General features: G+C 58.8%; 16 protein-coding genes and 2 pseudogenes. 17 read left to right on the top strand and 1 reads right to left on the bottom strand.

Going from position 1 to position 14137, the window contains the following annotated elements:
- The first annotated feature begins 12 nt into the window (after positions 1 to 12).
- From M0746_RS15035 to M0746_RS14955, 17 genes and pseudogenes are all read left to right on the top strand, one after another.
- Positions 13 to 603 carry a phage tail terminator protein gene (locus M0746_RS15035; protein ID WP_258449740.1) on the top strand — a complete coding sequence of 197 codons (591 nt, stop codon included), beginning with the start codon at positions 13 to 15 and terminating at the stop codon, positions 601 to 603.
- Positions 600 to 806 (top strand): DUF2635 domain-containing protein, encoded by a 207-nt coding sequence (locus M0746_RS15030; protein WP_258449739.1) that lies wholly within the window; start codon positions 600 to 602, stop codon positions 804 to 806. Before M0746_RS15035 ends, M0746_RS15030 begins: the two co-directional genes overlap by 4 nt.
- The gene (locus tag M0746_RS15025; RefSeq protein ID WP_258449738.1) at positions 806 to 2302 is read left to right on the top strand and encodes a phage tail sheath subtilisin-like domain-containing protein; all 1497 of its coding nucleotides are present in this window, start codon (positions 806 to 808) and stop codon (positions 2300 to 2302) included. Before M0746_RS15030 ends, M0746_RS15025 begins: the two co-directional genes overlap by 1 nt.
- 59 nt (positions 2303 to 2361) lie before the next feature.
- Positions 2362 to 2709, top strand: a complete 348-nt coding sequence (locus M0746_RS15020; RefSeq protein ID WP_258449737.1) for a phage tail tube protein — start codon at positions 2362 to 2364, stop codon at positions 2707 to 2709.
- Complete coding sequence (locus M0746_RS15015; protein WP_150743313.1) at positions 2706 to 2999, top strand: phage tail assembly protein; 294 nt, start codon at positions 2706 to 2708, stop codon at positions 2997 to 2999. Before M0746_RS15020 ends, M0746_RS15015 begins: the two co-directional genes overlap by 4 nt.
- A gap of 130 nt (positions 3000 to 3129) precedes the next feature.
- Positions 3130 to 5199 carry a phage tail tape measure protein gene (locus M0746_RS15010; protein ID WP_258449736.1) on the top strand — a complete coding sequence of 690 codons (2070 nt, stop codon included), beginning with the start codon at positions 3130 to 3132 and terminating at the stop codon, positions 5197 to 5199.
- Positions 5200 to 6455: pseudogene (locus M0746_RS15005) on the top strand (DNA circularization protein).
- 3 nt (positions 6456 to 6458) lie between these two features.
- A pseudogene (locus M0746_RS15000) lies at positions 6459 to 7559 on the top strand (phage baseplate assembly protein); the annotation flags it as partial.
- 9 nt (positions 7560 to 7568) lie between these two features.
- Positions 7569 to 8075, top strand: coding sequence for a phage baseplate assembly protein V (locus M0746_RS14995; RefSeq protein WP_258451488.1), 507 nt, complete (start codon positions 7569 to 7571; stop codon positions 8073 to 8075).
- Entirely contained in the window at positions 8075 to 8473 is a 399-nt protein-coding gene (locus tag M0746_RS14990) for a phage GP46 family protein (RefSeq protein WP_258449735.1), read from the top strand. The genes M0746_RS14995 and M0746_RS14990 overlap by 1 nt, the downstream gene beginning before the upstream one ends.
- Positions 8463 to 9500 (top strand): baseplate J/gp47 family protein, encoded by a 1038-nt coding sequence (locus M0746_RS14985; RefSeq protein WP_258449734.1) that lies wholly within the window; start codon positions 8463 to 8465, stop codon positions 9498 to 9500. Before M0746_RS14990 ends, M0746_RS14985 begins: the two co-directional genes overlap by 11 nt.
- A complete protein-coding gene (locus M0746_RS14980; protein ID WP_258449733.1) occupies positions 9491 to 10090 on the top strand; it encodes a YmfQ family protein in 600 nt (199 codons plus the stop codon). Before M0746_RS14985 ends, M0746_RS14980 begins: the two co-directional genes overlap by 10 nt.
- Positions 10091 to 10101: 11 nt before the next feature.
- Positions 10102 to 10977, top strand: a complete 876-nt coding sequence (locus tag M0746_RS14975; protein ID WP_258449732.1) for a hypothetical protein — start codon at positions 10102 to 10104, stop codon at positions 10975 to 10977.
- On the top strand, positions 10974 to 11399 hold the full coding sequence (locus M0746_RS14970; protein ID WP_274705818.1) for a tail fiber assembly protein: 426 nt from the start codon (positions 10974 to 10976) through the stop codon (positions 11397 to 11399). The genes M0746_RS14975 and M0746_RS14970 overlap by 4 nt, the downstream gene beginning before the upstream one ends.
- Before the next feature lie 96 nt (positions 11400 to 11495).
- Positions 11496 to 12632 carry an acyltransferase family protein gene (locus M0746_RS14965; protein ID WP_258449731.1) on the top strand — a complete coding sequence of 379 codons (1137 nt, stop codon included), beginning with the start codon at positions 11496 to 11498 and terminating at the stop codon, positions 12630 to 12632.
- Positions 12633 to 12687: 55 nt separating this feature from the next.
- Positions 12688 to 13110: a cell wall hydrolase gene (locus M0746_RS14960; protein ID WP_258449730.1), complete on the top strand. Its 423-nt coding sequence runs from the start codon at positions 12688 to 12690 to the stop codon at positions 13108 to 13110.
- Positions 13107 to 13613, top strand: a complete 507-nt coding sequence (locus M0746_RS14955; protein WP_258449729.1) for a lysis protein — start codon at positions 13107 to 13109, stop codon at positions 13611 to 13613. The genes M0746_RS14960 and M0746_RS14955 overlap by 4 nt, the downstream gene beginning before the upstream one ends.
- On the opposite strand, the gene M0746_RS14950 is transcribed toward M0746_RS14955, so the two are convergent.
- Complete coding sequence (locus M0746_RS14950; protein ID WP_258449728.1) at positions 13589 to 13978, bottom strand: hypothetical protein; 390 nt, start codon at positions 13976 to 13978, stop codon at positions 13589 to 13591. The two genes, M0746_RS14955 and M0746_RS14950, sit on opposite strands and share 25 nt — an antisense overlap.
- Positions 13979 to 14137 lie beyond the last annotated feature (159 nt).

Below are 14137 nucleotides of genomic sequence, written 5' to 3'. Positions count from 1 at the left end.
CCGGACACCCGCATGAAACTGAACCCTATCGTTGCCCATCTGCGGCTGACGTGCCCAACCTTTGCCGGTCGTATTGCCGGCGGCATCGACTGGGATGCTGTCGTCGACAGTGCTCAGCTCGAGTTGCCGGCCGCTTATGTGATTGCCACGGCGGACGCGGCCACCCCCAGCAAGGCGCAGAACATGGTCATTCAGGAAATCACTGACCAGTTCAATGTGGTGATCGTGCTGAAAACGTCGGACGATCGCGGCCAGGCCGACAACGATCTGTTGCACGACATCCGCGCTGAGCTCTGGCGCGCTCTTGTTGGCTGGGTGCCAGGGCCTGAGTACACAAAAATCGAATACGGGAAAGGCGCCTTGCTACACATAAGCCGGGCGCGGGTGGTTTACCAGTTCACCTTCTTCTCCGAATTCCAGATCGGCCGCAATCGGCGGGACCAGCCGCCAGAAACATGGCAGGAGTGGGAGCTCGACGGCTTGCCCGGCTTCACTGGCGCGACCATCAACATGGACTGCATTGACCCTGCAGACCCCAACCTGAAACGACCTGGCCCTGACGGGCGCATTGAAGTTGCATTCACTGGAGACGTAACACCATGACCAAGCGCATCACTGTGGTGCCGGCCGCTGGCCGCTCTGTGCCCGATCCGGAGGCTGGCGACCTGTTGCCCGTTGAAGGTCGGGAAGTCCCCGACAACGCCTGGTGGCGCCGCCGCCTGGCTGACGGTGACGTCAGAACCAAAAATGTCGAAGCCCTACCAACCAAAGCCGGCAAAACGGCGCTGATCGAGGAAGGCAAATAATGGCCGTCGGATTCAGCAACATCCCCGCCGATATCCGAGTGCCGCTGTTCTATGCGGAGATGGATAGCTCGGCGGCAAACAGCGCTTCGAGCGTGATGCGCCGTCTCATCGTCGCGCAGGTCAATGACGACGCCGATAGCGAAAGCATCGGCAAGCTGGTGCTGGTCTCCAGCCTCGCGATCGCCAAGAGCATTGCCGGCCAAGGCTCGATGCTCGCTGCGATGTACGAGACCTGGCGCAAGGTCGATCCGATTGGCGAGGTCTGGTGTCTGCCGCTCCAGAATGAAACCGGCGAATCCGCTTCGGCAACCATCACCATCACCGGCGCTGCTACCGAGGCCGGGCTCCTGAACCTGTACATCGGCGGCGTGCGCGTCCAGTCGGTGGTGGCATCGGCGGCAACCCCGCCGATCGCGGCCGCGGCCTTGGCCGTGAAGATCAACGCCACACCAGACCTGCCCGTCACCGCGGCGGCCGCTGCTGGCGTGGTGACGCTGACCTGCAAATGGACCGGCGAAAGCGGCAACGACATCAGCATTCAGATGAACCGTCTCGGCAAGTCCAACGGCGAATCCACGCCGGCAGGCTTGACTGTGGTCACCACTGCGATGACCGCGGGCGCCGGCGCGCCGGATGTTATCGATGCGATCGCCGCGCTGGGCGACGAACCCTTCGAATTCCTGTGCCAGCCATGGTCTGACACGACCACGCTGAATGCCTGGAAGGATGCGATGGACGACAACACTGGCCGCTGGAGCTGGGCGAAACAGTTGTTCGGCCATGTGTACACTGCTAAGCGCGGCACCATCGGCGCGCTGGTCGCTGCCGGGCAGGTGCGCAACGATCAACACATGACCATTCAGGGCGTCGAACCCGGGGTGCCTCAACCGGTTTGGGTGGTGGCGGCATCGCTTGCTGCTCGCACGGCGGTGTTCATCACTGCCGATGCCAGCCGTCCAACGCAGAGCGGCAGCATGCCAGGCGTCGATCCGGCGCCGGCCAGTGACCGCTTCACCTTGACCGAACGCCAGTCCCTGCTGAACTACGGTATCGCAACTGCGTACTACGAGGGCGGCTACGTGCGCATCCAGCGCTCGATCACTACCTATCAGAAGAACGCCTACGGCCAGGCCGACAATTCTTACCTGGACAGCGAGACCATGCACCAGTCGGCGTTCATCGTCCGGCGCATGCAAAGTGTGATCACCAGCAAGTACGGTCGGCACAAGTTGGCGAGCGACGGCACCCGCTTCGGCGCCGGCCAGCCCATCGTCACCCCGGCGACCATTCGCGGCGAACTGATCGCCCAGTACGCCAAGCTCGAGTTGGAAGGCCACGTGGAAAACGCTGACCTTTTCGCCGAGCATCTGGTAGTTGAGCGCGATCTCAACGATCCGAGCCGGGTCAATGTGCTATTCCCGCCTGACTACATCAACGGCCTGCGCATCTTCGCGCTGCTCAACCAGTTCCGCCTCCAGTACGACGAAGCGGCGTAACGCTCAACTGAACATCCAGCCCGCCCATTGCGGGCTTTTTCATTCTGGAGACAAAGACCATGGGCGAAAAAGTAGCCGGCACCGCGTACGTAAAAGTAGACGGTGAGCAGCTGACCATCACGGGAGGCGCGGAAGCACCACTGATGGAGGTAAAACGCGAGACCGTCTATGCCGGTTTTTACAAGGAAGAAGTGCTCCCGCCTTACCTGAAGATGACCGCGTTGATGCCGCAGGGCTTTCCGATCAAAAAGCTGGCCAACGGCCGCGATATGACGGTGACCTGTGAATTCAACAACGGTCGTGTCTACGTGTTGTCTGGGGCGTTCCTCGTCGATGAGCCTTCCTTCAAGGGCGACGACGGCACACTTGAATTGCAATTCGACGGCGTGAAAGGGAGCTGGCAATGAGCGCAGTAAAATTACAGGTTGCGATCGAGGCTCACGGCGAGCCGGTGACGGAGCTGACCATGCGCCGTCCGACGGTGCAGGAAGTGCGGGCCATAAAGGCGCTGCCGTACAAGATCGACAAAAACGAAGAAGTCAGCCTGGACATGGACGTGGCCGCCAAATACATCGCCGTCTGCGCTGGCATCCCGCCGTCGTCGGTCAACCAGCTGGATCTGGCAGATCTCAACTCGCTGAGCTGGGCGGTGGCCAGTTTTTTCATGAGTGCGGCGTCGACTCCATCCACGACCTGATCGCCGTTGCTTATGACCTGGCGTGGTTCTGGAAAACGGATCCGGAACTGATGTTGGCTCGCCCGCTCGACGTGCTCCGCGAATCCATGGAGCACGCGCAACGAATCAATAATCTCCAGCAGGTGCAGTGATGGCGGATAAATTCCAGCTCAAGGCGTTGATCACCGGCGTCGACAAGCTGTCGCCGATGCTGGGCGGCATCCGGAAAAAGGTCGCGGGCTTTCGCAAGCAAATGGAAAGCTCGGGCCTCGGGAAGATCAGTTTTCAAGATGTGTTGCAGGGCGGGGCATTCGCTGCCCCATTTGTTGCCGGCACGAAGGCCGCGATTGACTTCGAGTCGTCGATGGCAGATGTAAAAAAAGTAGTGGATTTCGAGAGCCCAGATCAGTTCAAGCAGATGGGGGCTGACGTGCTCGAGCTGTCGGAGAAGCTGCCGATGGCCGCGACTGAAATCGCGGCCATCGTTGCGGCCGGTGGTCAGGCAAACTTTCCTCGCGACGAGCTGATTGCCTTTGCGCAGGACGCGGTGAAGATGGGCATTGCGTTTGACCAGACGGCCGATGTATCGGGTCAGATGATGGCCAAGTGGCGAGCTGCGTTCAAAATGAACCAGAACGAAGTCGTGTCACTCGCCGATCAGATCAACTACCTCGGCAACACGGGCGCCAAGGCCAGCACCGTAGCAGACGTGGTGACCTCAGTGGGTGCTCTTGGCGGTGTGGCCGGCTTGGCGGCTGGGCAAGTGGCAGCGATGGCGGCAACGTTGGACAAGGTTGGGGTTGCGCAAGACGTAGCCAGTACCGGCCTGCAAAACTTCATGCTCACCATGACAGCCGGCGCTGCGGCAACCAAACAACAACAGCAAGCGTTCAAGGCGTTGAGACTCGACACGAAGGCGCTCGCCAAGGGAATGCAGACCGATGCGAAAGGCACAATCGAAGACGTGTTGGACCGAATCTCAAAGGTCGACAAGTCGAAGCAGGCAGGGCTGCTGACGCAGTTGTTTGGTAAAGAATCCATCAAGCCGATATCGCAACTGCTTACGAGTCTCGACATTCTGAAGCAAAACTTTGCGGCGGTTGGCGATTCGAAGATTTACGCCAAGTCGATGGAAAAGGAATTTTCCTCTCGCGCGGCAACAACAGCGAATGCCATGCAGTTGATGCGCAACCGCGTGACCCGTCTGGGCATTGAGATCGGCAACGCACTGCTGCCGCCGCTCAACGAAATCATGACGCTGATGGGGCCGATCGTGAGCCAGATTTCTGAATTCGCCGCGGCGAACCCCGGGCTGGTCAAGGGCATCCTTGGTGCAGGTCTTGCCTTCGTCGCCCTCAAGTTGGCGGTGATGGGCAGCATTGTGGCGATGAAACTGTTCGACACCGCGACCAAGGTTTCCGTCGTTGGCTGGGTGATACGCGGCCTAGCGCTAGCTGCTGGCCTGCTCATCGCGAACTGGCAGAAGGTGGCGCCGTTCTTCTCGGCGCTGTGGAATCTGATTAAAGCCGTCGCCCAGCGTGCCCAGTTGGCGTGGGACAAATTCACCCAGACCAGCCCGGTTCTGGCCAAGAGCCTGATGGGCGCGGCCGCTGGGTTCCTTGCGATGCGTGTTGCCATGTTGGCAGCAACCGTTGCCGGGAAAATCTTCAGTGCAACGCTGGTAGTGGTGAGGGGGGCGGTGCTGGCTGCGACGGTAGCGACCCGGATATTCAACCTGGTGGCGAAAGCCAACCCCTTCATCCTGATTGCCAGCCTGATCGCCATGGCCGCCGGCGCCCTGATTGCAAACTGGGAGCCGGCGCTGAAGTGGTTCAAGGATGCCTGGGACAAGATCAGCGGGTGGGTGAAATCGATCATGGGCGCATTCGGCATGGTGGGCGAGGCCGGCATGGATGGGGCGGTGAATAACGCAACCGATGCCGTCAACAACCTGACCATGCAGGTGGCTCCCGCGCGGGCTGGTAACGGCGACGGCACGCTGCTGCGCCCGCGGCCGGAGGGTGAGCGTTGGTCACCGCAGGGTGATTCGCTGGTTCAGAACGCCATGGCCGCCAGTCAGCCGAAGCTGCAGGGCGAGTTGGTGATGCGCTTCGAGAATCCGCCACCTGGCTTTCAGGTCGACAAGCCACAAACCAATCAGCCTGGGCTGAACATCAAGCCCAACGTAGGCACCCGCACCGTGGGTGTGATGAGGCCATAAATGGATCAGACATGGCGTGATCAAATGCTGCCGGCGTCGTTCCGGGGATCAGTTTTTTGATCCCTCAGGCTTCGGTGCCGGTCGGCATGAAAGTGCAGCTGCACGAGTTTCCGCAACGCGACGAGCCCTATGCCGAGCAAATGGGCAAACAGGCTCAGGTTCACCGGCTGGTCTGCTGGATCATCGGTGACGACTGCTTCGAGCGCCGCGATAAATTCATGGAAGCCGTGCAAACTCCTGGCGCTGGTGAGTTGGTGCACCCTTGGCTCGGACGCATGCAGGTCAAGGCCGGTGAAGCCGAGCTGACGCACGACTTCAAGCAGGGTGGCATGGCGGCGTTCGCGGTGACGTTCTATCCGGACATCCCGCTGAAGTTTCCAACAGCGAAGGTCAACACCCAGCAGCAGGTGGTGAAAGCCTCCGATAGCCTGCTCGATTCCGCGCTGGCCCGGTACAAGTCGGCGATGGCTAAAGTGGATCAGGCCCGTCTGGGATTGGCCCGTCTGCGCAACAGCCTGTCGGGTGTGTACACGGTGATCCAGCAGCAGTTCTCCACCATCATCGGTGCCTTCACCAATCTGACCGGTTTTGTGCAGTCATTGATGAATGCGCCGGATTCACTGTCGTCGCTGTTCTCCAGCTACTTCAGCGAATTTTCGGTGGATGATTACCTGGGCGACGACTCTGGTTCGAGCTACAGGAACTCGGTGGCCACCGCTACGCAGCAGACCGAAGCCGTGGCCAGCATCAATACCGTCAGCGATTCAGGCGGTGTTGATGCGGCGGCGGCATCACAAGCCACTGCAAACCTGGTGCAGGACGCTTTGCTGGTGCAGGTCGCCCTGATCATCAGTGAAATGCCTGTCGCCTCGCAGCCGGTTTCGACGGCCACGGTGGCGTCGGTCGAGCAGCAGGCGGTCCAGCCGATCGTTCGCCCGGAGGTTCCGGTGGCTGACGACGTGATCGAGCTGCGCGACAACCTCAACGAGGCGATTTTTCAAGCGTCATTGAAGGCCGATCCTGAGCACTACATGGTGCTCAACACCGTGCGACAGACCATCGTCAAACACCTGACCGCTGTAGCGGAGTCGGGCGTGCGCCTGGTTGAGATCACACCGCCTGAAACGCTGTCGGCGCTGGTGCTGGCCTACCGTCGTTTCGGTGATGCCACTCGGGAATCCGAAGTAGTGCAGCGCAATCGGCTGCGTCACCCCGGGTTCGTCCCGGCCCGCCCGATCAAAATCGCCCAGAGGTAACCCATGGAAGACGTCAACGCTGTCAGCCTCACGGTTGACGGTCTGGATTACTTCGGCTGGAAATCGGTAGAGATCACCGCCGGGCTTGAGGATCAGGCGCGGTCGTTCACCCTGAACATTACATGGAAGTGGCCCGGGCAGCCGTTGCCTTTGCCGATCAAGCAGGGTGCCAAATGCCAGGTCAGGATCGGCGACGACCTTGTTCTGACGGGCTGGGTGTTCGCCACGCCGATCAGCTACGACCATCAGCAAATCACCACCAGCGTCAGCGGCCGCTCCCTCGCCGCCGATCTGGTGGACTGTGCGGCAATCAATAAGCCGGGGCAGTGGAACAACCAAAGCGTCCTTTCGATCGTCAGGGCGCTGTCGGCGCCGTACGGCGTGCGTGTCCGTAGCGAGATCCCGGAAGGGGCAAAGCTGTCAGACCACACGATCGAGCCAGGCGAAACCGTTTTTGAATCCATCGACCGCCTGCTGACGCTGTTCCGCGTTTTCTCCACCGATGACGCCAAGGGCATGGCGGTGCTCGCCAAGCCCGGCAGCGAAGTCCGGGCGTTCGATGCGCTGGAAGTCGGCAATAACATTCTGACAGGTGACGCCGCGCTGGACTTCTCGGCGGTGTTTTCCGAGTACCAGGTGCTCGGCCAGAAGAGCGGTACCGACGACGAATTCGGCGAGCAGGCGGCAGAGGTGTCGGCGGTGGTGGCGGATCCACGCGTTGGACGCAAGCGGGTCATGATCATTCAGGAATCCGGCCAGATGACCAATGAGCTGGCGCAGGCCCGGGCGAACTGGGAACGCGGCACACGCATGGGTAAAGCCCTCACCACCAATTACACGGTGCAGGGCTGGCGGCAGTCGAACGGCGCGCTGTGGAAACACAACTCGCTGGTGCGTGTGATCGATCCAATAGTGGGCTTCGATCGCATCATGCTCATCGCCCGGGTGACTTATACGCTCACCGACAGCGGGCAGATCACCAAGTTGGAGGTCGGTCCGCCGGACGGCTTCGAGCCGGAACCGCACGACCCGCACAAAGACCGCAAGTTGAAGAAGGGCGGCAAGGCCGACAACTTCGAATACCTCATCCCCGCAGACTACGAGCCGAAAAAAATGAGCCTGAAAAGCATGATGGCGCGCGGCACCGTGGTGCTGGCGGCAGCCGGGAAAATGATGCAGACGCTGCAAGTGAGGCTGACTGCCGGCGAGTTGAAGGACAACGTCGAACACTTCGAGCCCTACGGGCTGACCAGCAATCCACACCCGGGTGCCGAGGTGCTCACAATGTTTCTCGGCGGCGACCGGTCTCACGCCGTTGTCGTGGTTGCCGCTGATCGTCGGTACCGAATCACGGCGCTGGAGCCGGGCGAGGTGGCCATCTACACCGACGAAGGCGACAAGATCCACTTCAAGCGTGGACGGATCATCGATATCGAAACCGCCACGCTGAACATCAAGGCGACCACCGCGGTGAACTTTGACACTCCAGTCATCAACCAGACGGGGGAAATCGTCTCGACTGGTGATCAGGTCGCCGGCGGCGTCAGCCAGATTCTTCACGTCCACACCAATGTCCAGGCGGGCAACGGAAACAGCGGTCCACCCGCGGCGGGGGCCTGATGATCTTTTCTGATGATCGTGAATCAGCCCTGACCCGCGCCGTGCTGGTCAGTCTGTTTACCTGGCGCCGAGCGCTGACCGATGACCCCGTGGACGATGAAGAGCTGTTCGGCTGGTGGGGGGACAGTTACCCGGATATTGCCGACGACCGCATAGGTTCGCGGCTGTGGCTGTTGCGCCGGGTAAAGCTGACTGACGCCACGCAACGTGATGCGGAGTTCTACGCGAACGAAGCCCTGCGCTGGCTTCTGGACGATGGCCACGCGATCGCGATCGAGATCACCAGCGAGAAGGTCGACATCAGCAGGCTGAACCTGACGGTCATTCTCACGGTCCACGGCGGCGATCGCATCGAAATTAAACCCATCTCTTCCTGGCAGGTGATCTATGCCGTTTGAAACCCCTTCACTGCCGGTGCTCATCAGCCGCACGCAAAGCGACCTTGCCAGCGAAGCGCTTCGGCGCTCCGACGCGCAGGTGCTGGCGCGAACGTTGAGCGGAACGGCCTACGGGCTTTACGGCTACCTCGACTGGATTGCTGACCAGATCCTGCCAGACAAAGCCGACGAGGAAACGCTCGAGCGCATTGCTGCGCTGCGTCTGAATCGTCCGCGCAACGCTGCTCAGCCTGCGGAGGGTAGCGTGAGCTTCAGCGCTGCCGCTGGCGCCGTGCTGGATGTCGATGTGATTCTGCAGGCTGGTGACGGCCGCATGTATCGAGTTACCGCCGGCGTCACTACGGTGGCGGGACTGAATACGACCACGATTGAAGCGGTTGAAGCTGGAGCGCTCGGCAACGCCGATGCTGGCCTTCAGCTCACGCTGGTCCAGCCGGTGGCCGGCGTGACCAATGCTTTCACCGTTATTACCCCCGGGTTGTCTGGTGGCATTGAAAGGGAAAGTATCGAATCCCTCCGCGCGCGAGTGATCCGTTCATACCGCGTCATCCCGCACGGTGGATCGGTGGACGATTACGAGACTTGGGCCTTGGAGTTTCCCGGCGTCACGCGGGCATGGTGCCGTGGCAATTTCCTTGGGCCTGGCACGGTCGGCCTGTTCGTCATGCGTGATAACGATCCAGTACCAGTGCCGAACCCGGCGCAGCTGCAGGAGATCAAGGATTACATCGAGCCGTTGCGGCCGGTAACAGCCGAGCTTTACGTCTTTGCCCCTACGCTGAAACCCGTGCTTTACAGCATCCACCCCGTACCCGATACAACCGCGGTACGCGCCGCTATCACCGCAAGCCTGAAAGACCTTCATGAGCGCGAGGCGGGCCTGGGTGACAAGCTGTTGATCAGCCATATTCGTGAAGCAATCAGCGGCGCAGCTGGGGAAACCGACCACTCGTTGACTGTCCCGTCCGCCGACGTGACCGCTGCTGCCAATGAGCTGCTGACCTTTGGAGGCATCACATGGCTGTAGCGAGAACTGCCGATCAGTACCGTCGCCAACTGCGCGGCCTCTTGCCTGCCGGTCCAGCCTGGGATCCTGAACTGGTACCAGAAATTGACTTGGTGCTGAAGGGTGTCTCTGTTGAATTTTCGCGCCTCGATGCCCGCGCCGTGGACCTGTTGAACGAGATGGACCCTTCGGGCGTCAGCGAGCTGGTGCCGGATTGGGAATCGGTGATGAACCTTCCGGATCCCTGCCTTGGGCCAAACCCGGCTTTTGAGGATCGCCGCTTGGCCGTTCGCCGTCGGCTCGTAGAGGTAGGCGGGCAGAGCAGGGCGTACTTCATTGAAATCGCGGTGAGCCAAGGCTACCCGGACGCGACCATCACCGAACACCGAGCACCGCGTTTCGGTCGATCTCGTTTCGGCTCGGCCCATTTTGGGACTTGGCGAGCGCAGTTCATGTGGACGCTGAATACCGGCGGGAGGCAGCGGCAGGGTCGCCGCTTCGGTGTCAGCTATTGGGGAGAGCGCTTCGGCACCAACCCAGGCGACCCCCTTGAATGCTCGATTCGCCGGCCTGCACCTGCGCACACCGTCGTACACATCAATTATGACTGAGAGGTAAAACTGTGGATTATCCGATTAGTGTGCCCAGCGTTGGTTTGGTGGGCGGGAAATTTGTGGATGAGGATCCGCTGGCCGGCACTCCCGGCTCGTTGATTCCTGCCCAGTGGGGCAATGCGGTCACCGATGAAATTATTCATGTCATCACCGGTGCGGGCCTCACGCCTGATGAGCTCAACAACATGCAACTGCTTGCAGCAATCAAGGCTGTCGTGACGCAGTCAGGGGTTTCTCCAGGTCGCCTGATAGGCGTTCGGGTTTTTAATGTTGCCGGCACTTTTACTTACAACGCAACACCAGGAACTAACAGCGTAATCGAAGAGGTTCAAGGCGCTGGCGGCGGTAGTGGTGGGCTTTCGGCAACTGGGGCAACCACTGGGGCTGCGAGTGGTGGGGGTTCTGCGGGAGCATATGCGATCGCTCGGCATACCTCTGGATTCAATGGTGTGACTGTGACAGTTGGCGCCAAAGGTGCTGGTGGTGCAGCAGGCGCGAACAATGGTTCAGCAGGAGGATCGAGCAGTTTTGGGTCTCTGGTAACTGCGCCAGGAGGCCCAGGTGGATTAGGAGGGGCAGCGGCTGCGCCACCGGCCGTTGGAATTTCCGGAGCTGCTTCTGCAGCACCAACTGGTGGAAATATTTATCAGAACGTTGGAGCCGCTGCTTCGTCTAGCTTGCTTGCTGGTCTTTCCGCTCCTATTTTTGGGCCGGGTGCCAGCACAAAGTTCGGGTGCGGTCAGAGGGGCAATAGCAGCAGTGCGACTGTCCCTGCTATCGGTTATGGAGTTGGCGGCGGTGGTTGTGTAAACGGCGTCAGCTCGCCCGCTCTTGCTGGTGCAGACGGCTCTGGCGGTATTGTAATCGTATGGGAGTATGCATGATGAATTGGTTTGTGAGGGTCGAAGGTGGGGTGGTTCAGGAGTTGATTCCGCCATTCGAAACAGAGGGTGGTGTTAAGATTCCTATCGGCGAACGCTTTACCCTGGAGTTTGTCGACCAACTGATCGACGTCACGGAGCTGAAGCCAATGCCTGAAAGCGGTTGGAATTACGACGGCAGCTCTTTCTCTCCACCGGTTCCTTATCAGCCATCTCCAGCTGAGCTGGTTGCAAGTAATACCGCCGTAAGAGATAGTCTGCTTCAACTCGCTGCGCGTGCGATAGCGCCACTTCAGTATGCTGTCGATCTCGAGGATGCAACGCCTGCCGAAGCAGCGCAATTAAAAAAATGGAAACAATACAGCGTGTCAGTGAACCGAGTGGATCTGGCCTTGGCTGATCCGACCTGGCCAGTGCAACCTTGATTGATAATGGCGCAGCTCTGCTCAAATTTGTTCCTGGGTGGGGCCTCATTCTGTAGAATCGCCGGCTGATGAATTCGACACCAAAAGGATCATGCAGTGTCAGAGCGCGCCAAACTTAACCCTCTTACCTCTCTTAGATTTATAGCTGCCGCGTTCATTGCAATCGGTCACTCTGGGCAGCAAGTTGGTTTTGAGGCGTTCAGGTTTGATCTATTCAATGCAGGAAATGCTGTCTCATTTTTTTACGTGCTTTCAGGATTTATTCTGAGCTACACGTATTTTAAAATGGATGAGAAACGCGACTATAGGAAGTATCTGGTTGCGAGGGTTAGCAGAGTTTGGCCCTTGCACATGGTAACTTTAGCTTGCGTTGTTTATGAGTTTGGGTCTGCCCCTTTAATGTCAAACGGTTTTGACGTAATAGCTAAGTTTGGCGCTAATGCTATTCTTCTGCATTCTTGGGTTCCATATGCTGATTGGTTCTACTCGTACAATTTTGTTTCGTGGAGCATTTCAACCGAGCTCGCGTTTTATGTGACTTTCCCAGTGCTTTTATTTTTTATGAAAAAAAATTGGAAGATTGTTGCGGCGATGGCGGTTGGTATGCTTGTGACGATGATGGGTATATGCATTACTCTAGATCTCCCCGCTCGACCTTCTACAGAGGTGATAAGTAGTTCTGCACTTTTATACATAAGTCCGTTGTGCCGAATCGTAGAGTTTATGGTGGGAATGCTCACTTGGAAGGTTTACAACTCAATTCGAGAAACATCGCATTCGCCGCTTTCGGCTACCGTATTAGAGGTCGGTACGCTGGCCATCCTTGTGCTCTCGATGGCCATCACGCACCAACTTTGGAAATATAATAACGACCTGTTGCCTGGTGGTGTGATGGATTGGTTGGCAACGGCTGGAAGCTTCCCAGCCATTGCAATCGCAATTTTTGTTATGGCCAAGCAGAGAGGATTCGTCAGTAAGTTACTTTCTAATAAGGTTCTCGTTTACCTCGGTGAGATAAGCTTTTCCGTATATATGGTTCATCAGATAATACTAAGAGTGATGGATAAATATTGCTCTGATCTTATGGTTTCAGATCCGGTTGCGCTGTATTTCGCATTTTGGGTTGCAACAATTATAGTTTCTGCGGCTCTTTATCATTTGGTAGAAACGCCGTGCAGGAGAGTTATAAGAAACAAACTCTCCGGTGCGCGGCCGGTAGCTGCGGCAGCATAAAAGGAAAAATTATTAGGACCCGCCTCGGCGGGTTTTTTTCGCCTGGAGAAAAGTGATGACTGCTACCGAAAAAGATCGCGATATCCTCGCTCGCACCCTATGGGGTGAAGCGCGCGGCGAAGGTGCGGCCGGTCTAGTGGCCGTGGCCTGGACTATCCGCAACCGTGTTTTCGATGGAAAGGATAAGTCATGGTGGGGTGAGGGCTACGCCGGCGTGTGCCAGAAGCCGTACCAGTTCAGTTGCTGGAACAAGACTGACGCGAACTATCAGTTCCTGATCGGCGTGAAGCAGATCCCGTTCCGTGAACTGGCCCAGTGCCGGATAGCGGCTGACCAGGTGATCGACGGCTCGGTGGCTGACCCAACTGGCGGCGCCACGCATTACTACGCCACCAGCATCAAGGCGCCGGCCTGGGCGAAGAAGGCCAAGCAGACACTCAAGCTGGGCGGTCACGTCTTCTTTAAGGATGTGCCGTGAGTACTGTCCCATGGCGGTTGATCGGCGTGGTGGTGCTGGTGCTCGCCGGCTTCGGCAGCGCCTGGCAGTTTCAGGACTGGCGCTACGGCCGGCAGCTCGCCGAGCAGGCCAAGCTCAATGGCGAGACCCTCAACCAGCTTGCCACGGCCGGCACCGACGCGCAGAAGGCCGAGCAGGACAAGCGTCTGGCGCTCGAGCAGCGGTTGGCGGCCAGCGAGCAAACACACTTCAGGAAATTGAGCGATGCCCAACGTGACCAAGATCGCCTGCGTGATCGCCTTGCCACTGCTGATCTGCGGCTGTCAGTCCTCATCGACGCGGATTCAGCCAGTGGCTGTGACGTGCCAAAAACCACCGGTGCCGGCGGCGTGGATCATGCAGCAGTACGAGCCCGACTTAACCCGGCGCATGCTCAACGAATTATCGCCATCACCGACACCGGCGACCGCGGACTGATCGCGCTGCAGGCGTGCCAAGATTACGTCCGATCGGTTTCCCGCTGATGGGGAAAACGCGACTCGTAGGGATTCTCGCCCTTGAGGATTTGGATTTCTGTCGCCAGGTGAGAGATGTGTTTGTTCTTCGCCATGAGCTCCCAATTGCTTCTGGTCTCGATATCGGTGGCGCGCCGGCGCTCATCTGCCGCCGATGATTCGGCTGCTGCCAACTTTGTGCGCAGCGAATCCGTTTGCTGCCTGAGCGCGTCGTTGTCTTTGACCAGACCGTGAACATTTTCCAGTGCGCGCTCCAGCTTCAGGGTGAGTGCTTCGAATTCGTTCTCGTACATCCTGAGCTGGTGTCGGCAGGTTTCGAGCGGTGTGGGGTTGCCGAGCCAATCGTCGGTGTCTTCTATATAGAGGGGGTCCACGGGAATGCCTTGCTGGTTACTGGTTGCATATACAGTAATCGAGGCGCGGTAAGCGGGCGATGGTGAGGCGACGAGCTGTAGGATTTTGGATTGGTGAATGTCGGCAGAACGCCGGGGAAGCGCGGAGTACTGTAGGAAAATACAGCGCTAAGTTGTTGA

The organism is Pseudomonas sp. S11P7 (assembly GCF_023195435.1).
GTDB lineage: Bacteria > Pseudomonadota > Gammaproteobacteria > Pseudomonadales > Pseudomonadaceae > Aquipseudomonas > Aquipseudomonas fluorescens_G.
This window is presented reverse-complemented; position numbering and strand designations above follow the sequence as displayed.